Source organism: Lysinibacillus sp. FSL W8-0992 (assembly GCF_038008685.1).
Taxonomy (GTDB): Bacteria; Bacillota; Bacilli; order Bacillales_A; family Planococcaceae; genus Lysinibacillus.
Genome location: NZ_JBBOZQ010000001.1, coordinates 2,928,297 through 2,949,736, shown reverse-complemented (window position 1 = coordinate 2,949,736; position 21,440 = coordinate 2,928,297). Strand labels below are relative to the sequence as shown.

The 21,440-nt window shown below is 34.1% G+C and carries 29 protein-coding genes; 8 read left to right on the top strand and 21 right to left on the bottom strand.

Going from position 1 to position 21,440, the window contains the following annotated elements; all coding sequences use genetic code 11:
* Window positions 1–50: 50 nt before the first annotated feature.
* The 17 genes from NSQ74_RS14860 to NSQ74_RS14780 form a co-directional block, all read right to left on the bottom strand.
* Window positions 51–1,379 carry a hypothetical protein gene (locus tag NSQ74_RS14860; RefSeq protein WP_340824302.1) on the bottom strand — a complete coding sequence of 443 codons (1,329 nt, stop codon included), beginning with the start codon at window positions 1,377–1,379 and terminating at the stop codon, window positions 51–53.
* A gap of 14 nt (window positions 1,380–1,393) precedes the next feature.
* Window positions 1,394–3,370 carry an ATP-binding protein gene (locus tag NSQ74_RS14855; protein ID WP_340824301.1) on the bottom strand — a complete coding sequence of 659 codons (1,977 nt, stop codon included), beginning with the start codon at window positions 3,368–3,370 and terminating at the stop codon, window positions 1,394–1,396.
* 27 nt (window positions 3,371–3,397) lie between these two features.
* Entirely contained in the window at window positions 3,398–4,222 is an 825-nt protein-coding gene (locus NSQ74_RS14850; protein ID WP_340824300.1) for a DNA adenine methylase, read from the bottom strand.
* Between the two features lie 109 nt (window positions 4,223–4,331).
* Entirely contained in the window at window positions 4,332–4,535 is a 204-nt protein-coding gene (locus tag NSQ74_RS14845) for a hypothetical protein (protein ID WP_340824299.1), read from the bottom strand.
* Between the two features lie 85 nt (window positions 4,536–4,620).
* Entirely contained in the window at window positions 4,621–4,839 is a 219-nt protein-coding gene (locus NSQ74_RS14840) for a hypothetical protein (protein WP_340824298.1), read from the bottom strand.
* 39 nt (window positions 4,840–4,878) lie between these two features.
* Window positions 4,879–4,995, bottom strand: coding sequence for a BH0509 family protein (locus tag NSQ74_RS14835; RefSeq protein ID WP_340824297.1), 117 nt, complete (start codon window positions 4,993–4,995; stop codon window positions 4,879–4,881).
* Window positions 4,988–5,482 (bottom strand): hypothetical protein, encoded by a 495-nt coding sequence (locus NSQ74_RS14830; RefSeq protein ID WP_340824294.1) that lies wholly within the window; start codon window positions 5,480–5,482, stop codon window positions 4,988–4,990. Before NSQ74_RS14830 ends, NSQ74_RS14835 begins: the two co-directional genes overlap by 8 nt.
* Complete coding sequence (locus NSQ74_RS14825; RefSeq protein ID WP_340824293.1) at window positions 5,479–6,756, bottom strand: replicative DNA helicase; 1,278 nt, start codon at window positions 6,754–6,756, stop codon at window positions 5,479–5,481. The genes NSQ74_RS14830 and NSQ74_RS14825 overlap by 4 nt, the downstream gene beginning before the upstream one ends.
* Entirely contained in the window at window positions 6,756–7,562 is an 807-nt protein-coding gene (locus NSQ74_RS14820; protein WP_340824292.1) for a conserved phage C-terminal domain-containing protein, read from the bottom strand. Before NSQ74_RS14820 ends, NSQ74_RS14825 begins: the two co-directional genes overlap by 1 nt.
* Window positions 7,559–8,209, bottom strand: coding sequence for an ORF6N domain-containing protein (locus NSQ74_RS14815; RefSeq protein ID WP_340824291.1), 651 nt, complete (start codon window positions 8,207–8,209; stop codon window positions 7,559–7,561). Before NSQ74_RS14815 ends, NSQ74_RS14820 begins: the two co-directional genes overlap by 4 nt.
* Before the next feature lie 103 nt (window positions 8,210–8,312).
* Window positions 8,313–8,522 (bottom strand): hypothetical protein, encoded by a 210-nt coding sequence (locus NSQ74_RS14810; RefSeq protein WP_340824290.1) that lies wholly within the window; start codon window positions 8,520–8,522, stop codon window positions 8,313–8,315.
* A 117-nt stretch (window positions 8,523–8,639) separates the two neighbouring features.
* A complete protein-coding gene (locus tag NSQ74_RS14805) occupies window positions 8,640–9,005 on the bottom strand; it encodes a hypothetical protein (RefSeq protein ID WP_340824289.1) in 366 nt (121 codons plus the stop codon).
* Window positions 9,006–9,021: 16 nt separating this feature from the next.
* Window positions 9,022–9,795, bottom strand: coding sequence for a DUF2786 domain-containing protein (locus tag NSQ74_RS14800; RefSeq protein ID WP_340824288.1), 774 nt, complete (start codon window positions 9,793–9,795; stop codon window positions 9,022–9,024).
* On the bottom strand, window positions 9,780–10,046 hold the full coding sequence (locus tag NSQ74_RS14795; RefSeq protein ID WP_108030222.1) for a helix-turn-helix domain-containing protein: 267 nt from the start codon (window positions 10,044–10,046) through the stop codon (window positions 9,780–9,782). Before NSQ74_RS14795 ends, NSQ74_RS14800 begins: the two co-directional genes overlap by 16 nt.
* A 75-nt stretch (window positions 10,047–10,121) precedes the next feature.
* Window positions 10,122–10,430: a DNA-binding protein gene (locus tag NSQ74_RS14790; RefSeq protein ID WP_340824286.1), complete on the bottom strand. Its 309-nt coding sequence runs from the start codon at window positions 10,428–10,430 to the stop codon at window positions 10,122–10,124.
* Window positions 10,431–10,451: 21 nt separating this feature from the next.
* A complete protein-coding gene (locus tag NSQ74_RS14785; protein ID WP_340824285.1) occupies window positions 10,452–10,730 on the bottom strand; it encodes a helix-turn-helix transcriptional regulator in 279 nt (92 codons plus the stop codon).
* Window positions 10,699–10,923, bottom strand: a complete 225-nt coding sequence (locus tag NSQ74_RS14780; RefSeq protein WP_340824284.1) for a helix-turn-helix domain-containing protein — start codon at window positions 10,921–10,923, stop codon at window positions 10,699–10,701. The genes NSQ74_RS14785 and NSQ74_RS14780 overlap by 32 nt, the downstream gene beginning before the upstream one ends.
* Window positions 10,924–11,004: 81 nt before the next feature.
* Here NSQ74_RS14780 and NSQ74_RS14775 point away from each other — a divergent pair, with 81 nt between their 5' ends.
* Both NSQ74_RS14775 and NSQ74_RS14770 read left to right on the top strand, forming a co-directional pair.
* Window positions 11,005–11,241, top strand: a complete 237-nt coding sequence (locus tag NSQ74_RS14775; RefSeq protein ID WP_340824283.1) for a DUF1883 domain-containing protein — start codon at window positions 11,005–11,007, stop codon at window positions 11,239–11,241.
* 113 nt (window positions 11,242–11,354) lie between these two features.
* Window positions 11,355–11,837, top strand: coding sequence for a hypothetical protein (locus NSQ74_RS14770; RefSeq protein ID WP_340824282.1), 483 nt, complete (start codon window positions 11,355–11,357; stop codon window positions 11,835–11,837).
* Between the two features lie 3 nt (window positions 11,838–11,840).
* Here NSQ74_RS14770 and NSQ74_RS14765 read toward each other — a convergent pair whose 3' ends face one another.
* Together NSQ74_RS14765 and NSQ74_RS14760 are read right to left on the bottom strand one after the other, a co-directional pair.
* The gene (locus tag NSQ74_RS14765) at window positions 11,841–12,080 is read right to left on the bottom strand and encodes a hypothetical protein (RefSeq protein ID WP_340824280.1); all 240 of its coding nucleotides are present in this window, start codon (window positions 12,078–12,080) and stop codon (window positions 11,841–11,843) included.
* A 64-nt stretch (window positions 12,081–12,144) separates the two neighbouring features.
* On the bottom strand, window positions 12,145–12,333 hold the full coding sequence (locus NSQ74_RS14760) for a helix-turn-helix transcriptional regulator (protein ID WP_340824279.1): 189 nt from the start codon (window positions 12,331–12,333) through the stop codon (window positions 12,145–12,147).
* Window positions 12,334–12,489: 156 nt separating this feature from the next.
* On the opposite strand from NSQ74_RS14760, the gene NSQ74_RS14755 reads away from it, so the two are divergent.
* The 6 genes from NSQ74_RS14755 to NSQ74_RS14730 all read left to right on the top strand — a co-directional run bounded on the left by NSQ74_RS14755 (window position 12,490) and on the right by NSQ74_RS14730 (window position 17,884).
* Window positions 12,490–12,849, top strand: coding sequence for a helix-turn-helix domain-containing protein (locus NSQ74_RS14755; RefSeq protein ID WP_340824278.1), 360 nt, complete (start codon window positions 12,490–12,492; stop codon window positions 12,847–12,849).
* Between the two features lie 204 nt (window positions 12,850–13,053).
* Window positions 13,054–14,316 carry a hypothetical protein gene (locus NSQ74_RS14750; RefSeq protein ID WP_340824277.1) on the top strand — a complete coding sequence of 421 codons (1,263 nt, stop codon included), beginning with the start codon at window positions 13,054–13,056 and terminating at the stop codon, window positions 14,314–14,316.
* A 19-nt stretch (window positions 14,317–14,335) separates the two neighbouring features.
* Window positions 14,336–15,736: a hypothetical protein gene (locus NSQ74_RS14745; protein WP_340824276.1), complete on the top strand. Its 1,401-nt coding sequence runs from the start codon at window positions 14,336–14,338 to the stop codon at window positions 15,734–15,736.
* A 78-nt stretch (window positions 15,737–15,814) separates the two neighbouring features.
* Window positions 15,815–16,312, top strand: a complete 498-nt coding sequence (locus NSQ74_RS14740; RefSeq protein WP_340824275.1) for an ImmA/IrrE family metallo-endopeptidase — start codon at window positions 15,815–15,817, stop codon at window positions 16,310–16,312.
* 54 nt (window positions 16,313–16,366) lie between these two features.
* Window positions 16,367–16,723: a helix-turn-helix domain-containing protein gene (locus NSQ74_RS14735; protein WP_340824273.1), complete on the top strand. Its 357-nt coding sequence runs from the start codon at window positions 16,367–16,369 to the stop codon at window positions 16,721–16,723.
* A 15-nt stretch (window positions 16,724–16,738) separates the two neighbouring features.
* Window positions 16,739–17,884, top strand: a complete 1,146-nt coding sequence (locus NSQ74_RS14730) for a tyrosine-type recombinase/integrase (protein ID WP_340824272.1) — start codon at window positions 16,739–16,741, stop codon at window positions 17,882–17,884.
* A gap of 72 nt (window positions 17,885–17,956) precedes the next feature.
* Here the strand turns inward: NSQ74_RS14730 and NSQ74_RS14725 are convergent, their stop codons facing one another.
* The gene (locus NSQ74_RS14725; RefSeq protein ID WP_340824271.1) at window positions 17,957–19,210 is read right to left on the bottom strand and encodes a hypothetical protein; all 1,254 of its coding nucleotides are present in this window, start codon (window positions 19,208–19,210) and stop codon (window positions 17,957–17,959) included.
* Window positions 19,211–19,919: 709 nt separating this feature from the next.
* Window positions 19,920–21,137: a translocation protein TolB gene (locus tag NSQ74_RS14720; protein ID WP_340824270.1), complete on the bottom strand. Its 1,218-nt coding sequence runs from the start codon at window positions 21,135–21,137 to the stop codon at window positions 19,920–19,922.
* Window positions 21,138–21,440: the final 303 nt, after the last annotated feature.

Here is a 21,440-nt window from a genome sequence, read left to right as displayed (position 1 = left end):
GTCCGCTACAATCAAAAGTTGTCCTCCGGTATTTTCCGTAAAGGGTTTTTTTAAATACTAGAAAGAAATCTTTCTAATATTTTTGAAGATGGGTAACTTGATAATGAAGCTATCCCGTTTGCAAGTTCAATTGGATACAATCCTCCTGAATACCTGTGACTAATGATTTGAGGTAAAGTTGCTAAAATATTGTCTAAGCCTATTAAATCATTAACACCTGGTGCATCTTTTAAATCTAGATAAAATCCAGTTGGAATATTTAAAACTAAAAATGTAGTTGGATCATACTTAACAAATATCTTCTCTCCCCAGTTTGATCGTTTACCATAATTTATTTTAGTTGGTCTATCTTGAACATGAGTATTTACATACTCATGTGATAATACTAAATAGCTCATTGGTTCACCAAAATCTTTTGGTTTTATATGTTGGACAAAAGTCGATAGATGATCTACAAACTTCCCACTTTTCTCCTGTCCAATAATATTAATAGGGCGACTCTGATTTTTAGCATACTCCAAAAAATTTCGTATTGGATCCACTAATTTAACATATTGACTATTTAAACTAAGTGGGCCATCCTTAATAAAAAGAGTATCTTTTATCAGATTTTTATCATTATGATTCCAATGAACTCTTATTAGAGTGAATAACATAAGATGTTCCATTATTGACATATAAGCAGAAGCTAAACTATCAGGAGCCTTTTCTTCTGACATTTCAAGATGAAATCCAATCATATCTGTTAAAAAAAGCTTTTGATTACACATAGAATTTTCACAGTACTTGTTATTGCTATCAAAAGAAAAACTTTGTTCATGTTCACAGTAAGGACAATTGAAATTAGGTGAATTTTTATGAACAGACTGCCATTTTTCATACGATAACCATTTTAAGGTTTCGAAATAAGCCCCCTTCTCATCTTTCAAGAGGGATTCATAAATAATATGTCTAACTGCATCAAAATTTGTGCCTCTGCTCGTCTTAATATTTCTTAGAGGAAGTACTGTTGAATGAAACAAAGCGTTATCTTTCATTAATTTCTGTAAATCCATTGGGTGAGGATATTGTTTATCTATTTTTCCAAGTTGATAACTCGATAGATTAAGAATTGCAGTTTTAATAAATGCTACCTCTTTAGAGGGATAACTCCCAGACTTTACGGGTACAAAAGATCCATCCACTACCCAAATATTATTAAGAGCAGTACCTTCACTAGAATAGTTGTTCCAATTACTTAATAGACTTTTAGATGGTTCTGTTAAGACCGTATCAAAATCTGTTACTAATTGTTGAATCCATGGACTATTTACTAATGAAAGATGTCCTAACTTTGAAGCTGCTTCAAAAGGAAGACCGCTCCCTGCATTATAAGCCATTTTAACTTCTCCCCCTAAACTGTGAATTTTTTTACCTGTACAGGAATTACAAATCTATGAGAAGTAGTTAATATTCGCATATATCCTGGTGTTCGGGCTTTTTTTATATCCTCTTCCAACCCAGCAAATGTAGCCTGAACTTTAGCCAATGCATTTGCTTCATCAGTCGAGGCCAAGTGCCCCACAAAAAAGTTTTCAGTTTGAACTAAAAGTTCTTTGCTAATAGTGGATGGTGACTGGGTTGAGTAAATCATACCGATATGGAATTTTGCACCTTCCTTAGCAAAACGGTGATAAACAGTAGTGTTTTCTTTACTACTAGAAGGAAAAAGATTATGAGCTTCTTCAAAATATAATTGAATAAAATGATCTCCTAACGAATTTGAGACAAACTTTTTCTCCTGTTCCGTGAATATAGCATTAGATAATAGATCAGAAAAATATTGGCGAATTTCACCAGAAGCATTTCCTAAATCTAGAATTACAGTCATACCATCATTCAATAATTTGATTATTTCAGTAACAAAATCACCTGCATCAGGCGAATGATAGTTTCGGTAATTAGCTAAGATTTTTGGTCCAGATCCACTTAAAGGGTATAAGAAATTTAACAAAGCTTCATCTACTGAATCTAATAATGGTGATCCACTAGAACTTTTTAGTAATGGAGAAGTTGGATTTTGGTTTTTAAAATCAACTAGCATTTTTAATTCGTCTAGTAATTCATTAAGATTTGAGGGAGCTGATGGGGCAGGCGAAATATTATACATAGCTTCTCTTAAATCTTTTTTAAATCCTGGGTTAAATCCTGATGCATTTCTATCCCCCAATTGCAATGACAATAATTTTTTCTCATCTAATTTAAAGTTAGCTTTTTTTAATATTGCCCAGAAAAATAGAGTTTTACGTATTAGCCTTGTTTTATCCTTAGGTGATGCAGCTTTTATTTCTGGGATAGATGTGAGGCTAATATTCACAAAATCTCTAACATAGTGAGCTGTCTCGTTATCTCTTTCTAAAAATGATTTCAATATTGGTAATGCTGTATGAGGTTGCTCAGCAAAATTTAGTTTAAGTTCCTTTGATGGTGTAGTAGGTCTTGGTGTAATGGCATAAACATTACAAACTGAAGGATGAGCACTTGCCAATGATTTATTCCCATCTTGAGGATTATCATTCGCATATTCTCCATTAATATCAAAGATTAATTGACCAACTGTCCTATTACTTTGTGTAGTTCTAATCATTGAATCGGCAATAACTTTAACCACATTAGATTTACCTAATCGGGTTTTACCAAACATAGCAGTTCGGCGACCTTTAAAATCCTCCATAGAGATAAATACTTCAGGCAAAAGAGAAGTATTTAGCCCTAATTGACACTCTGTTGGCCTTAGATGACCTATTGAATGTTGGTTAATAGGATTAACAATTCCATTTACTATTAAAGTCAACAAAGATAAATCTGGTGAGTACACCTTATAGTTATGGGCACTTACAACATTGTTCACATCTCCTGAAAATTCTATTTTGCTAGAAATGTCAGGATTTGGGTAGAACATTCCTAGGACATCACATTCCAAAGCACCCCACTGCAATTCTCCCTGGGTCCATGCGTCTAATTCAGGCATTGATTTTTTATGAAGTTCAAAATATGTTTGTTGGACTTGATTCGATAAGGGTGTTGGCGAGACACTCTTTACTCTTAATAATGTAAAATGAGGAGGTAAATTTGAACTTTTGTTTTTATCATCAATAGCTAAAATTAAAAAACTTCCTCTTGGTATTCCACCAACTGATAATTTATATGGATCTGAAGTTATAATTTTTGCTTTATCATATCCTAACTCTAATACATACCCAACAAATCTTAGTCCATTTTTAATATTACTCTGCTGAAGATTAGTTTGCTCTTCTAAAAAGGTTTGTAAAATACTTAAAGGATTACTGCTTAAACTTGCTCTATCAACTAGATTTTGAACAGAATTCATTTACAAAACCATCCTTATTTATAAATTTCAAATATTTGCTTGAATAATCAGTTCTTCAAAATTACTACGACCCTTGTTATTAGATGATACTCCTGAAAATCTTGATAAAACTGAACAACTGAAACCAGCATTTTCATATAATTCTCTCACTGATTCATGATTAGCATTAGTTGCTAAAATTTTAGCTCCTCTTTCTCTTGCGCGGACTAGTGCATTACATAGTCTAACTTGATCTTCCCAAGAGAAAAGTTTCTCATTATATTGAATAAAACCATTATTATTGTGATTAACAGTGTATGGAGGATCAATGAATATAAAATCATTAGATTGTGCTCTATCTATTAAGTTTTCAAAATCAGAATAAACCAGTTCAGTATTTTGTAAGACGTTTGATATTCTTTGGAAGTCATCCGTATCGAGTAGAACATTTTTTTTCGAGCCAATCGGTACATTAAATTCACCATTCCTATTAACTCTATAGATACCATTGAAACAAGTCCTGTTTAAATATATAAATCTAGCTGCTTTATAAGCTAATTTACGAGGCTTATATTTTCTCATTTTATAGTAATACTCTTTATTATGGTGTCGATGATGGTATCTTAATTTATCCTGTACCTCGAAATAATTTGTTTTTAATGCTTGGTAAGCTAAAATAAGATCTGGATTTAAATCTCCTAAAATCGCTTCCTCTGGTTTAAGATAAAAGAAAACAGAACCTGAACCTAAAAAGGGTTCAATATATACATTGAACTTTTCCGGAAAAAGGCTATTATGACTATTAGTTAACCATCTCTTTCCACCAACCCAAGTCAAAAAAGGTGTAATTGGTGCATTCGGTATATTTGTCATATTATTAACTCCTCACCAATATACTACCACCTAGTAAAAAAAATTACATCGGATTTATTTGATAGAGAGTACGTAATTTTATTAATTTTTTTAGATTAATATTGTTACTTCATTTATTATTAGATGTCGAAAGCGTTATTTTTTTACCAATTCGTCTTCGTTTGCTTTCACATACCTCAAATACCTTGCCATGTTGCCATTGAATAGAATCCTGACCAAACTCCTTTGGCTTCAAAATTGCAATGATTGTCCCCTGTTGTATAATGTAAATCCCATCATTCATGCCATTCAAACTAGTAAGTTTATTGCTCACATTAACCCCTCCTGCTATAATTATTATAGTTTAATTGAGCAATGGAGCTTATATTTTAAAAGCTATGGTTGCCGCCATAGCTTTTTTAATTGAACATGACTAAATTGCTTAACACTTGATAGCAACGTTCTTTTTCTTTAAAGCATTCATGCAAGCAATCATTTTCAATCTCGTAAAATTCAGCTGTTATGCGAATGATATGTTTGCCGATAAGGATTTCTTCTTCATCATGAAGCTGATTAAGTGCCTGATAAATAGGATCCAGCGAAACGCCTATGATTTCATAAATATTCACATTATCCATGTTCATCCTTCTCATTTCTTCAAGCTAAAATCACTTTTATCATTCATCCAACGTCTTTACTAGCTCTTCATAAGACATATTGCGAAGCATTTCCTCAGCGTAGTTTTTACTTAGCATGATAATCGCAATGATTTCTTCACGTTCCTGCTTAGACAATCTCTCTCACCCCTTTGTGCAAATCTAGGCGATACAAGGTATATTGTCCTGCCTCTGCATGGCCAAGATATGCCGGATATTGGACAATAGATTTGCGGTATTCTAACAGTGAAGTTTGTAAATTCAAATCAGCAAAATACATCACCTTTGTTAACAATCGATGGGCTTCCGTAATGGCTCCTGGCACTTCACCAAATAACGCTCGATGCAGCATGTTGACTTCAAGTGGATCACTAGCAAAGTAAAACGCATATTGTCCAAAGCTTTTGACGACGTATAGCTTAATACGTCCAATGCCAAGGACATTTCGGTTTGTCATTTCACGTACTGCCGCGACATCATAGGCCACCTCTAGCAATTTATTAGAATCATCCTCCAACTGAATTTGATTTGTAGACACAGCCCAATAGACTTGGTGTGCAAACCAACTCAATTCAAACTCAGTCGCATACTCCAAAATCTCCTTTACCGTGATAAGGTAGCTCATCTGGCAACACTCCAGGCTAAATTGGACAGCCTTCCCGTGTCTTTTACATAGCTGGCGAACACTGTCCCTGTCGGTCCATTTCTGTGCTTGGCGATAATAAATTCCAACATATTTTGGCGTTCGGATTCTTTGGCGTAGTAATCATCGCGATATAAAAATGCGATGACATCAGCATCTTGTTCAATATTGCCTGAGTCTCGTAAGTCACTCATTACAGGGCGTTTGTCCTGACGTTGTTCGGCACTGCGATTGAGCTGAGCTAGGCAAATGACAGGGCAATTAAATTCTTTTGCCATTTGCTTTAAATCCCATGAAATTTGGCCAATTGCTTGTGTTTGATTATCGCGTGGATTGCTGACTCGAATGATTTGCAAGTAATCAATTAAGATTACCGGCTTTTTATCAGGGTTGGCTTTAATGATTTTTCGTGCAGTTGCTCGAATCTGTGGAACGGTCATCCCGGCTCGATCATCAATTTCGATATTGGCATTATCAAGCATGCCGAGCGTTGACATCCACCTTTCTTTTTGCCCGGCTGTAAAATACTCATAGGGGTTACGCATCTTTAAGCGATTAAAATTGCCTGTTGCGGCAATGAGCCGATCAATGAGCGTAGTACGACTCATTTCCAGTGAGAAGATGATTGGTAAATAGCCATCCCATCCAGCTTTTAGAGCAATATGGTTCATCGTGTCCGTTTTCCCCATCGAAGGTCTAGCCGCAATAATCGTAAGCTCAGCATCTTGAAAACCGTTTAGTAGCTTATCCAAATCAAGTAGCCCTGTAAGTACACCTGTCTTGCTGTTTTCTTGCTCGAAAGGTCGCTTTGCCATTTGCATTAATTCGGCTTTAATGCTCGTATTGGTAGTCGTATATTGCGTCATGAGCTTGTCCAGTGCATGTTGAATTTCTACTATGCCCCAATCTTCTTGCTGTGCTTGCTCCATCATTTGACGCTTGGATCGCTCTCGCCAATTTTCAAGCACAATGGTTTCGTACTCCTCAAATTTCGTTGCACTTGCAAAGCTCCCAAGCTCCGCTAAATAATTTGCACCACCAAGTTCTATCGGCTCTCGTGTTGTTAGCAATGTGATATAGTCAACGGCTTTACGTTCACTGACAAGCTGTAACATGCTCGTAAAAATATTTTGATGCACTTGTGAAATAAAATGGGCTGCCTCTAAGTTGCTATCTGCAATTAAATAATTTTCATGGAGCATCGTTCCCAGCAGACTTTTTTCAGCTAGCTCGATGCTAATGTTTTGGTATGTCATTACAGATCTTCTCCCTTGCTAAAATCTAAATCGAGTGATTCAGGTAAATAAGTTTGGTTTGTTGGTATGCTCTGTTTTTCGTTCAAGTAGCTTTCGAATTTCGTTGAGTTGAACAACGTATCGGGACGCAAGTATTTATTCATGTCGGGATTTTGCAGCCACTGTTTGACCTTCGTATCAATTACGCATTTGAAGTGCTCCAACGTATAGCCATCCTTCAGTCGAGCATGGATGAGTCGCTTGGTAGCAGCTGTTGTGGCTTTAAAGTTTTTCTGAGCTGATTTGTTTAAGTGAGCAATAATTTCATGCACAATGTCGAGTTGCTCGACATTATTATTATTTTTATTACTCTTAATATCTTTGGTTATTGGTGCGGTCAAAGTGTCCCCACTTGATGAGGTCAACTTGTCCCACTGTGTAGGGTCATGTTGTCCACATGTGTCTGGACATTTTGACTCGCTCGATAGGTCATGTTGTCCCATCGTTATATAACCAAGTTTTGTATAATTTAGCCGATACCATTTCGTCTTGTCGATTTTATATTTGTTGTATTGATCCGTTGAAATGATATAGCCATTCTCCTCAAGTTTTCTAATCGTACGCCTAATCGTTTTTTTAGACCAAAACGGAAACTCCTTTTTCCAGTGCTGATAGCTATTAAACACCCATTTATGCCCGTCATAGACATGTGCAGAAATCAGCAATTTATAATGCAATTGCTGTAATACAATCGCCTCATTCAAGCCCACCTTAGCAGCTAAACTAGGCAGCACTTGTAAAGGCGGTTCATTGATGAGTAGATTCATGTATCAGCCCCTCCTCTCCATGTGGAAATAAAGTGCAAAGCATCTTGTAGCTTGCACTGTGGAACATCTCGATACGACACCACTTGATAACGGCGTTTGATTTCACGATAAAGGGACGCGAAAAAGGCTGGACGGCGCGCTTGCACCATACATAATTGATTGACACGTTCAGTCACCGCTTGTCGTAAACGCTTTTGCTCGCCTGTATGTAGTGTGATTCCATGTAGCTGTTGTTCAATTTCCTGTACACGTTGCTCCAAGGCTAATAAGCGTTTCTCGTCATATGGCAATGCAACGGGTTGTACTTGCTGTAATTCGTTTGTCAGTTTGTAATACTGCGCAACAAGCAGATGGTATGCCTCCCACGCCTTGTCGCAATTGAGTGACTTCGCTAATAAAAACGCCCCTTCTTCGGTCCACAGGTATAGCAATGATACAAATTTGAGGGTGGCGTCATTTTGTCGCCCACCTTTAAATTGTTTCAGTGCCTCACCTGTAAGCGCAAAGTAATGCGTACCTTCTTGATAATGCTCCTTGTTTCGTTGAAAATTACGGATTAACGACTTACTGTCCACTTCGTACACCTCAGCAATTTGAGCCGTTGTTAACACCTTTTTATCTGCATGTTGAATCTCTGTTAAATCCATGTCACTTCTCCTTTCATAAGGGTGGCGACAAATTGTCGCCACCCTATGAGTGCAAGGTTGCAACATCAAATTCACTAGACAATTGATGAACCCTAAAAATAAATCAAACCATTTGTAATTGTTTCTCTAAATCTTCCACTAATTCAATAGCATCTCTTATAGCAGTAACTCGACCCTTTTGTGCCAAGTAATCCTTTTGATTGCTTACATACAAACAACTATCGTAAGCTTCCGCTACATCGACCGCATAATCCCGTAACAATTCTTCTTCCTGCGCCAGAAATGTATTTAGTTTCTCTAAAACTTCTTTCATATCGGTTCCTCCTTTATTGACTTCTATCCAGTTCTTGTCCATAATAAAAGGACAAGATTTTTATTAAATTTTTGAACTGTGACCCGCCAAAGCTACAGTTCAACCTTTATGCAGGTGCTATTGCGCTTGCATTTTTTCTTTTTCAATTGAACGAACAGTTACTAAATGAATGCCCTCTACTTCAGCATATAAATGCTCATTTTCAGACTCAGGAAACTGAGAAAACTCCATGCGAATGTCCTGAACACCTTTTGTTAAACGTTGAAAATCGTCGTATGACACTTGCACATTACAGATTCCATCATAAAAATCTATCCCTAAAATCCCTGCATTTTTTGCCATCGCATGTTTTTCCTTTAACAGGGATAGCAAATCCTTCATTTCATAATTTGAATAACATATATCTAAATTGGCATTCGCTAACCTATGCAATTTGTATTTAGTTGTCTCTTGATAAGCTAAAAACGCTTTGATTTTTTCCATTCAATCGTCACCTCATTCATAACAATGATTTATCTTTATCTAATGAAGATTTTGTATAATCCACTTGATTTCCATCACGGAATCCCCTTTGATATACTTCTATTTCTTCCACAGGAGGAATTTTATAAGTTAGACCTTTTCTGCTACCAAATCTTTTATCATACTCTTGTTTCACTTCTGTTGGGAGTAGTACTATTAGTCCGTATTCTTGCTCCATGGCTTTTACTTGTTCGTCAAATTTCTCTTCCATCCCCCTCAAAAAACCTCTTGTGTACGAGTTTTTTAATTCAGTAGTCATCCTTTTTGTTCTGTGTAATTGCGCACCATCATAGTAGTCGTCAACGAATTTCTGAACGTAAAAACTTAAAACATCGTAAGCTAGTACATACATTTCTTTAGCTAGAGCAACATCACTTTCAAATCCCATAAACACAATTGCTCTTTTCTTCTTACTTGCACCTTTAATAATTTTACTGTTGTAATACCAAGTAACTCTAAAATTACGTGTAATAATATTCGCTAATTGCCGTTCCCACCAATAAAGGGTTTTATAAGCAGTAGCCTGATTTTCTGAGATAGCTCTATTGTTGTAGTTTTCTACTAATTCCGACGAAGAAATATCATATTTAATCATTAACTTTTGAGCCATCATAAAGGCAGTCTGGCATTCTTCATCATTTTGATTGTCATTTGCAAGTGCCAACAACCCTTTGATTTTTTCAATAATTGATTCATTTCGATTCGTCATTTTTTCACTTCCTCTTGCAAAGTTAATCAAATAATCCAACATACAAATCCACCAACCATCGGAAGCAATGTTTGTAAAATTGTTAGCCCGTCCATCCCCATTAAAAACGCGACAGCGACCTCTTGCGTATTTGTTTGCTTAAACCATTCCATAAAGGTGATGGCATCTGGAATCTTTACGCTATTTTCGAATTTTGAGATACAAGATTGCGATCGATTCATGCGAAATGCCAGTTCTTCTTGTGACAACCCTGCTCGTTCGCGACAGGCTTGTAAAATGGCGCCAATTTTCATCGTCTCACCACCTTTCACATTCCAAACCGGAATACAATATTACGTTGTTGTGTTTTAAAATTTTCATATGAAACATTAACCGACGGATTGAAAATACTTGGTATGTGTTTGAACCCATTCGGTATGCTCATCAATCCATTGCAACAATGCTTTTGATGGAATTAAGACCCGACCCGCTTCATAAAATTTTGGGAAATCTTCGCGCCGCAATAACGCGGATGCTTTTGTACTTTTAATATTGAATAACTCCATCAACTGATTACGAGTCAATAAAATTGGTAACTCACAAATTAATGGCTTCCGTGTAAATGTCTTCTCCAACTCCTCTCGAAGCAACTTTCGAAATTCCTCTTTTATCTCCGTTTTAAACTCCTCGCTATACATCCCCCTCACCTCCTCTCAGTTTTATAGGTCAGGAAACAATTCAAAAAGTGATGTCTCAAGAACAACTTCCAACTGCAATGAAACCTCTAATCCTGGTTTAACTCGACCACTCTCAATAGCGCTTATCATTGCAGTTGAACAGCCAACCATTTTTCCTAACTGTGCTTGAGTGAGTTGTCTCGCTTTCCTTTCAGCAATCATTCGCTCACGCTTAACACCTTTTACATTTCGAAATTCATCCGAAGGGAATGGCTTTTTGCGCTTCTTCTTACGCTTCGGTTTTGTCATGCTCCATCCCAAACTTCTCACCTCCCCTTAAATCATCCAAACTCACTTCTAACGCATCTGCTAGTTTGCACATTATTTTGAATGTAGGATTTGGATTCTCGCTATTTTCAATCATTTGGATAGTAGAATCTTTCACACCTGATAGTTTCGCTAACTGATAACGTGATATTCCTTTTGTCTTTCTAATAGCTTTTAAACAAAACACAATATATACACTCCAATTCATTTGATTAACACAATATATTGTGTTATCTTAATGGTAATATTAAGTGAAGAGGTGATATATATGGTAAAAATCCCATATGCACAAAGTAATGGTTCATTAACTGCTGAAGTAAAACTCTCGTATGCTGCAGATGTCTTTCTTGTAAATGAAAGTAATTTCCGAAAATATCAATCTGGTCAGAGATTTGAATATTACGGAGGTCATTATACGAAAACACCTGTACGAATTAATGTTAGTGGTATTGGTCGTTGGTATTTAATTGTTGACGGAAGTGATTATCAATACCGATTTTTATAGTTGAAATGATTAGCACCGTATAAAGTGCCAATCTCCCTCTAATAAAACGTTTTTTAGCATTTGCCTTAATACCTCTGCGTTATTATCTAAAGACAACAAAAGGAGATGTAAACATGTACACAGTTCAACATTTGCAGATAGCTGAATATATATTAAAAAGTCAACTTGCAGACGAACCGTATTACGCTAAAGAAAATAAAACATTAAAAATTGTTATCGAAACTTTATCTAACTACTGGTATGGAGACTTTATTACTTTTGAAAGAGAGCAAATTACTCAGTATGAAATTACAAGTGGAATACGCAAAGAAGTTTATACTTATGCTAATAGTAATTTCATCAAAAAAATTTGGGATGAGTACTACTCTGTAGAAAATCGCTTAACTTATTACACTAATCCAAAATACTTAACGTTACTCTTTCATAAACTGTTAGAGATAATTAGCAAAATTAACATCCAACCAGATGACTCTCCAATCTACCCTTACCTATTGAACGCCAAGTCACTCGATGGTAGATTGGAGCTGCCATTCATCAACATAGGTAATGAAAAAGTTAAAGTCATTTCATTAATTGAAGTACCTAATCAAGACTAAATACTAAAACTTCACACGCTCCGAACGATAGTCTAAATCCATACGAATGAACCCAAGCATGGCGTATGCATCTGTGTACGTCATGTTTACTCCTTTAAAAAGCTCTATGACTTTATTAGACATATCTATCGCTTCTTCTAAAGTACAATTGTTCCAAACGTTACAAGAATATGCCTCTTCCAAACTCCTTACATTTGGTGGGTACTTTCGTAACAAGTGATCTTTGAAAGTTTGTTTACGCATCTTTCTCACCTCCTTTCAATTATGTATAGTTCCTTTCTACACTACAATTCTTCAATTCGAAGAATTATTTTTCAAAAAAAAGAATCCAATTGAATTCTAGAATCATCGCTATTTTTTTAGCATTCGTTACAGTTACACCCCTTTCACCAGATTCAATGTGCCCATATGCAGAACGACTAATACCCACCAGTTTTGCTACTTCTTCTTGAGTCATCCCCTTTTTCTCACGAAATATTTTAAGCCAATGGCGCACTTTTCTCCCACCTCTATTCTTCAAAATGTAGCGTAGTTTTACAATTAATATATTCTACAATTTGTAGCCTGTCAATAAATATTCTTCATTTCGAAGAAAATGTTTAATTCTACATTTTGTAGCGTTATAATTCCTTATAAGGAAGGAGGTACAAACATGGAATTCAGCACACGTTTAACTTCTTTAAGGAAAGAAAGAAAACTTTTACAAGCTGATGTAGCGAACAAGGTTGGTATTGCTCGTGCTACATATGGAGCTTATGAACAAGGAAGTAGACAACCTGACTTTGATACGTTAGAGAACCTCGCTGACTTCTTTGGAGTATCACTTGACTACCTTCTTGGACGTACTAACATCAATTCAATCACACCACAAGAAAAAGACGAAGCTGACTTTCAAGCCTTCGCCAATGATCCAGAATTAAATGTATTTTACAGGGAGCTTCCTGAATCAGATGAAGAAGCAGTACGTAAGCTTCGTAACATTTGGGAAATCATAAAAAATGAGAAAAATTAGGGCATGCTGCAACTGCATGCCCTTAAAAACACCCTAACGTGTAAATATTAAACAGTAATGGTATAACTTTATTTTTTAATATTTTTATAGTTATATTTACACAAGACAATATATCGAGACTTTTTTAAAATTGGTTCAAAAAATAAAGTTATTCATATTTAGTTATGTATTACTATAATTCAATAAAATATTTAGAGGTGTAAAATGGAAATCACAGAGATTAAATCAGAGCAGGAAACAAAATTACAGGATAAAGTCACAGAGGAAATTGGAAATTCTACTATCAAAATTTATAAATTAGTTATTGATGAAATACATCCAGTGGAAGAAACTTATATAAAAGGTCCAATAATAGATGGGGATAGTTTATCCGAAAAAATACACCTTTTCTTCGGGAATCATGTAGAAAATATTTATTCAAAACCTGGAACTCGTACTGCAAGATTTAATGAACCGAATTCCAGTGTCTTGAAATCAATAAAAAATATCCTAACAATATCTAATGATGTAATAGACCTCGATAAACAATCACAGTTAGTCGATTTACTATCAGAAAATAAATCTACTGTCACTGAAGAAGATGTGAAATTTCATCATTATTCAGAAAACATAACAAAGAATTTATTGGATAATATTAGTAAACAAGCTAAAAAAAGTTTTTTGTTTGTGATTCTACATTGTAATCACAATACATATGGTGATTTAATTGCATTAATGAAAATGGAAAAAGTGTTTGGTGTTCAATATTCTTCAAAACAAAAATTAACCGAGCAATTAGACCTACTCCCTGACAAATCGCAAGCTTTACAAAAAGGGGCACTTGTTTTTAAAAATAACCTAGAACAATACCCAGTGGAGCAAAGTTACAGAGCGAATCATGAAGAAACTATTTTCCATACAAAAATTCGTGATAGTCAAGACTCCACTATTTCAAAATATTTTATGAAAGGTTTTTTAGACAGCTCAATTGTTTATAGGGATAAGGAAAATACAACATCAGCTATTTCTAATATCAAAGTATTGTTATCGCCTTATTTAAAAATCGATAAGGAGCCAAGCCAAATTGTGGACTATATTAAAGAGAATTTCACATATGGTGCTCAGACTTCTGTAAAAGCGATTGTAGATTCTGTAATTGATAATTCCAAATTAATTGATAAAGGCAACTTGGAAAAAGCAAACCACGATAACGAATCAATTAGTAATGCAATTTACTCTAAAATGTTAGATTTAAATCCATCTTCATCAGATAGTTTTAAATTAGAGTTTTCTAGTATTGATAAAGTAACATTTTCTGATAAGACTAGTGATGGAAAAATGTTTAAATTGGTTGTTGCAAAAGTATCACTTGAAAAAAATCAAGTATTGTTAGATGTTGATATAGACAATGATGAATTAGATGATAATATGATATTAATAGCAGTATCTACAGACCTAATTAATAAAGAAGATTTAATTTTAGAGTAATAAAAAGGAGGGTAGACCAATGAAATCGATTTTCAAATATTTAAATGACAATAATGTTGACGTTTTAAGTGAGAAAATTAATTTCAATGGATCTACCAAAGAAGATATTGATTTTAAATATTTAATAGATTTCAAAATAGATTATAAATTAATTTTAGATTTGAATTTCCCTGAAGTATTTTTTAGTCATTCTTTTTTTGGTAATAATCAAACATTGAAAACCAATTCAGATTTACAAAATTTATTAGTACCATATGACGAACCTGAATTTATTGAATTTAACCTCATTATTAAGCAAAAATTGAACGATGCTATAAATCATTTGTTCTTTTATAGCAATATTGGTGTAGAGAAATTTATTATTGAATTCTCAAAAATAAAATCGAATAAACTCCCTGCTTTTTCCGAAAAAATTAATTTAGAAACATATATTACTAATGAAAATTGGCCTCTTAATCATAGCCATTCTTCTATTTTTCAAATTAATCAAACTGAAGATTCAAACTTAACTTCAAAGACATTGTCTTATTTAGAAACCTTGAAAAAAAAAGAATTAGTAATCGGTTTGTTACCTAAATTTATTCATGAAGATCATTTTAATCTTATACCATTACTTCCTTTAGTAAAATCGCTCCTATCTACAATAGCAAATGATACCAATAAAAATTGTTTTTATTTCAAAGGTAGATATAACCTCAAAGTAGATATTGACAAAGAGTATAACGATGAAACAATGATAAATCATTTTAAAGGGTTAAATAATTTATATTATTATATATACACAAATGATGTTAGTGCAGACCAAAAAAAGACATTTGTAAGAAAAGCTATATGTAATAATTTATCTAAAGATGATGAACAAAATATAAGTGAATTTGGTCCCACTTATTTTGATGATATTTTTAAAGATGCTAATTATCTTTTTGAAACCTTTGAAAATGGTGAAGTATCAGTATTTCTTAAGGAGAAAAAAGAAATCCTCAAGGAATATATGTCATTATCTAAAGATATTCTCACAAATATAAATGATAGTAAAAATAATTTACATAAAAGTTTTAGAACTCTAGTTACAATACTACTTGTAAATTTTGGATTACGTTTGTTACCAAGGTTTAATTCGGATAATTCTGATTTTGAAATTGTTAGTAAGATATTTTTTGTAATAGCTTTATTCTATATGGTATTTGCCTTAACTATATTCTTTTTCTCAGACTTTCCATTGTATAATTTGGTAAAAGAAAAAAGAGTTACATTTGAAAAACAATTTAATTTTGTTTCTTCTAAAACTGATGAATTAAAAAATGACTATAAAGAATTAATAATAAAAGACCTTACAAATTATAAGAATTTATTATGTTTGATATTAACTATTTATCTGTTAATATTAATTAGTTTAATCCTTTTATTATTTACTATTTAACCCTACTTCCAAATAGTAGGGTTTTATTGTACACTAAAACAGAACAAACGTTCTAATTAGTGATAGGAGATGATTTATATGCAATGTTCAACACATACTGAGGATTTTATTAAAAAGTTGTACACACTAATAGGTATACTTAAACCACAACAACTTCTATTTCATAAAATATCTATTCGACTTAGAATTCAAATTTTTTATTGGAGAGATAAGAGTCAAGCTTTATTCTCGAAAACTCATGTTTACATATTTTTAAATGAACAATTAACACCCCAGCAACAATGGCAAGATTTCTGCCATGAACTAGGTCACGTTCTCTTACATACAGGCAATCAACAACGCATGTATCCCCTATTCCGTGAATACCAAGAATATAAGGCCAACAACTTTATGTACCATGCCTGTGTCCCCTCTTTTATGCTGGATGAACTAGAGCCTACTGAACTGACTGTCGAGAATGTACAACGGCTATTTAATGTAGAATATGATTTTGCATTCAAACGATTGGAACAATACCGCAGTAAAAAGTTGCTTATGCTGAATTGGAATAGGCAGAACGATAACTCTATTTTATAGTTGGAAACAGAATGGTATATGCATTCAATACTAATGAAATGAAGGTGAACGATTTTGAGTTTAGGTGAGTTATTAAAGGAACTACGTGGTGATGAATCTTTACGTGATGCAGCAAAACGTATGGATATTACGTTTTCTTACTTGGCTATGCTTGAAAGAGGAACGGATCGTCGAACTGGCAATGCGATCAAACCAACACCTGAAACATTGCAACGCATTGCCACAGCCTATCATTATGATTACATAAAGCTAATTGACGTTGCAGGTTTGTCCGATGACCCTACTTATAATCCTGCATTAAAAGAACCTTTTCCCCACAATCCCTCATTACAGCAATGGTACAAGTCTCTTCCCAACTGTAATGAGAAAGATGTCGAGAAACTAAAAGTAATTTGGGAAGTACTTTCATAAAGGTGGTGACAGCTAATGCATTTCGTTCAAATTAATAAGACAACTTGGCGTTGCACTGGTGAAGGCCCTCGTAACCCTGCCACTGGCAAACGCCGTCAAATTACACGTCGTGGTAAAAGTAAAACGGAAGCACGTGAAAGAGTTGAAAAAGCTATAGCTGAATTAAACAAAGCATATTACTTCGATGCTAAGATAACGTTTGAAGAATTTAGCCAAGATTGGTTAAAGCTCTACCGTATGAAAGGCAATAAGGAAACGACAAACGAACATCGTACTTACTGCATCTCCCTACTCAATCGCTTCTTAGCGAAAAAGAAAATGACCGCTATTACTTCTATCGAATTACAAGGTTTGCTCAATCATTTATTTGCTAATGGAACAGCCTACAATACGCTACGAGGCACTCATAATACAGCCAAAATGTTATTTGCCTATGCTAAGGAATCTGATTTGATTGAAATGAACCCTGTTGAGGCTACTTTTGTGCCGAAGAAGAAAATGACGTTAGAGGAAGCAAGCAGTGAGGACACAGCGAAGCTTTATTTAGAAACCAATGAACTGAAGGAATTTTTAAGTTACGTGGACAAACATCGTAATATCATATATCGCACGCTGATCTACACAATCGCTTTTACAGGAATGCGACCAGGCGAAGCTGTTGCGTTAAAATATGAGGATGTGGATTTGGAGAAGAAGGTAATACACATCAACAAAACAGTGTATGCAAAGAAAAGTTTACGAGGCGACTTCGAGCTCACACCCCCAAAAACAGCTGGCAGCGTTCGCTCCGTCGATATTGATGATATTGTAGTGGAGAAATTAAAACAGCTTTACCAATGGCGCGAGTATCGCGAGTGGACTAAGTCCGACTTTGTATTCGGTGACAAGGAGGGCATCCCCCCTACCGTCAAAATGCTCAATCAAACCGTCCGACGCATCGGCGCCATAACCGACATCAACAAACAATTCCGCACCTACATCCTCCGCCATACACATATTAGTCTATTGGCAGAGGCTGGTGTTGATTTGAATTTTATTATGAATCGAGTGGGTCATAAGAATTCTGATACAACTACTAAGATTTATTTGCATGTTACTTCTGGGATGCGTGCTAATGCATCTGAGAAAATGCATGCTAAGTTTTCTGACTTAATGAGGTAAGTGATTGCTACTCCCTAATATTAGTCCGGTATTTTTTAATTTACTTAATTATTTTTAAAGTTACGTTTTTCATTACATTAAGTTAGAGGGTTCACTATGACTGTTATTACCTGAATCAAGAGAGTTTTCATTTATTTGATTTAAATAATTATACCAGCTTCTTAATGAGCTATAAGTTTTGGATAAATTAACGATTTCAAATATTAATAACGATAATATATACTTATATGAGTTCAAAAGAGTCGTATTTTCACCATCTGAAAAATTTTCCTTATAATCTTTAAAAGTCATTTTCCCTTCATGTACAAATGCAGATCGTTTATTATAAAACTTACCCACAGTTTGATTTATATTTTCTTGAATATTGTGGTTTTTTAATAGCTCCGTATATAAATTAATTAAACTCTTTTTCTTATTATTTTCTTTTTTTAATAATAAACATTCACTTGCAGCATTTAGCAATACAATCGAAGTGCTAATTCCAGTTAAATTATTATTTTCTTCTTCTAATAAAACTGCTTGCCTATATAATTTTAATGCTGTTATTACTTTTGAACGAACAGCATTTTTTTGGAAAAATTGATTCACAATATAATAATATAGCTCTTCGAACTGCTGAAGCTTTTCAGAAGATTGCAAGAAATTCAAATTAAACTCACATCGGGTATCAAAATTTGCTCTTACGGTAAATAAATCTCGCTCACCTTTACAAAGTATACTAGATATTCTACATTTAGATGCTTCTTTATAGTATGTTTTATTAAACATACTCTCTATTTTAAAATCCTTACTTGGTAATTTTTCTTTAGCAGCAAATATATAAAGTAATGCGTTTGCATACATCAAGCATGTAGAGCCGAAATCATTAATAAATTCAGATTGCGCACGTATTTTAATTGCTATTAGTGGATACTCAAACAACCTGTTTTTAAATTTCTTCGATAAATGTTCAATCTCGCTGTCTGAAAAGAATTCTTTTAACTTTTGTTTTATATTAGGTCCAGAAATGATTTTAATATTGCTGGTAATCATATCGGTTTCAACGTAACTACCATTTAGTTCTCCAATAATCCAAAAATCTTGTAAGTTTAAGTTTAGATGCTCCTTCAAATTTGAAAGGAATTCAGATACGTCATGTGTAGAAAAATCATTCTGAATATGTAATAGGTAATTCCTAATAAAATCTTCAACTAACGTCAGACTAAATGCCTTACTAAATGAAAGATCTTTTAATAATTCACTATAAAATTTTTCGACAATTTCAACTTCGAATAAATTATTTGGTATATTATTTTGTTGCTGTAATACTGATAACTCTTCTATCATATTAAAAGTTACTCTATGCAGCCTTAACATATCTAACCCCTTCCATTTCTATTCGATATTTAATTACTATTATAAAAATAATTTACATTATTGAAAATAACTTTCTGAGAAAGTTACAATATACACATCTATATTATTTCTCGTGTATATTAAAGGGAAAAAGCAAAAACTTTGATTAAGTATTAACTAATTCATTGAATGATGTTTCAAATACCATATTCTCTAGAAATAAATCCTTCCGAGAGAAAACAAGAATAAATGTTTAGATTTTGTGACTTTTTTAAAAAAACTCTCCTATTTATTACCTAAAAACGTTGATATATCAATGATTGCACAAAAAATGAACGCATACATTCGTCGTAAGCGTTCATGCTTTTACCCTCTTTCATATGTAATCACAAAGCCCATTATAGCAAGGTTTTTCACGAATGTACAAAAACTTGATTTTGCCCAAATTCACATGTTTTCGGGGGAAATGTGACTTTTTCGTGACTTTCGTGACTTTTTTTGTGTAACGAGGTGGGGTTGGTTGGGGGTTGTTTTACACCTAAAAATTGGGACGAGAGTTTTTCGTTTCAAGAAATATCAGAACAAAAAGACAGAATTTTTTCTACACGTTTTGTAGATTAAATCTGCCTTTTGGACCGAATATTCAATTAATGCTCTCTTTTACTAGAATAAAGAAGTGTAGAATCTGCGGATGTTTCAGTTACTTACTATAGAAAAAAGTTGGTGCAGTGTCTACGTTTTTTAACCAACGATATTCTAGACCATCTATTCTATCTTTAATCCATACATCTCCTTGGTTTTCTTTTTTAGCTGTTCGATACCAAGTAATCCTTGAACCAACTACTTGAGGAGTATTATCTATTTTATTGTTCTTTGGAAATGTAATCTGCCTTTGTTCTCCTGATTCAAGATTAATTACATATAGCGCTGTATACATAGTTGGAACTGGTCCCAATTTCCATGCTTTGTTTTCTTTTGCCCGAGCAACAATTATTTCATCTAGAGAAAGCCATTCCAAATCTAGGTCTACATATCCTTTAGGTGTATAGTCCTTTTGTTTATTCGCTGTAGGGATCTCGGTAACGGTTGTATCTTTGTTTTCAACAAAAAATCTTCCTTCACCCGATATGTAGGCTAGTTGATTTTTTGATGGAGCCCACTTTATCCAATTTTCATACCCAAGCATTTTTCCTATCACTTGAAATTGATCACCTACTGATGAAAGTACTGATAATGTATTGCTATCATTGGACCAAGACGCTGTGGGTGTTAATAGAAAGCTAATCCAGCTCCCATCAGGACTAAACGTTAAATAGTCAGCATCAATAGCGAATAAGTCCGTTGTATTTGTTTGAATGGTGTAAAAGGGCTTTATTTTATTCGTATCGAGATTGGCATCTAAGGGCACTTTAAAAAGACGAACAGGTTCCCATCCAGTAGGAAGTAAATTAGATTGAGATGAAACGATAAACGCTTTTCCATCGGGGAACCATTCAAAATCACTAACACCTAGAGATACATTTTCAAAACCTTGTGGTCGCCCATTTTCAGTTTTTGTAACGTTTAGGATACCTCCCGAATTGTAAGCTAGTTGATTGGATGTTGGCGACCATTTGATTTCATTTGCTTCAATTATAGGATACGGCTTATAACTTTCCTTTTTCTTCACATCATAAATATATAAATTCGTTTTTCCATCCTCTTCCTTACCTGCTAAATAGGCAATAAATTGACCGTCTTTTGACCACTTTGGAGAGGATACATACTGACCTGTCGTAAGCTGTAGTTCCTTATCACCCTCTTTTATCCAAAGCTGGTGGTCTCGTATGAAAGCAGCTTTAAGTGGGCCGTCAGCAGAAACACCTATTGAAAAATTAAAACTAATAAATAGTATTAATAATAAAACCCTAATTGCCATTAATCATCCCACCTTTTTATCATAGGATGTTCTATTGAAGGGATTAAATTCGTCCATCAATCATAACAAATGCTGGATTGTTGCTTTTCACCGCTACCACCTTCCATTACCTGCTCCGTTATTCGAATAACAACAATCAGAAAACAGCCAATATATAAAAGCCCAGACTCAGATTAAATGATTCTGGACTTTTTCCGTTTATTTTGTTGCTCTACGTTGCTGAATCGTAATATACAAACCAATCAAACGATCAGTTGTCATGGTTCCACTTTGTAAATCCTTCAAGTGTGAAGCATTAATAAT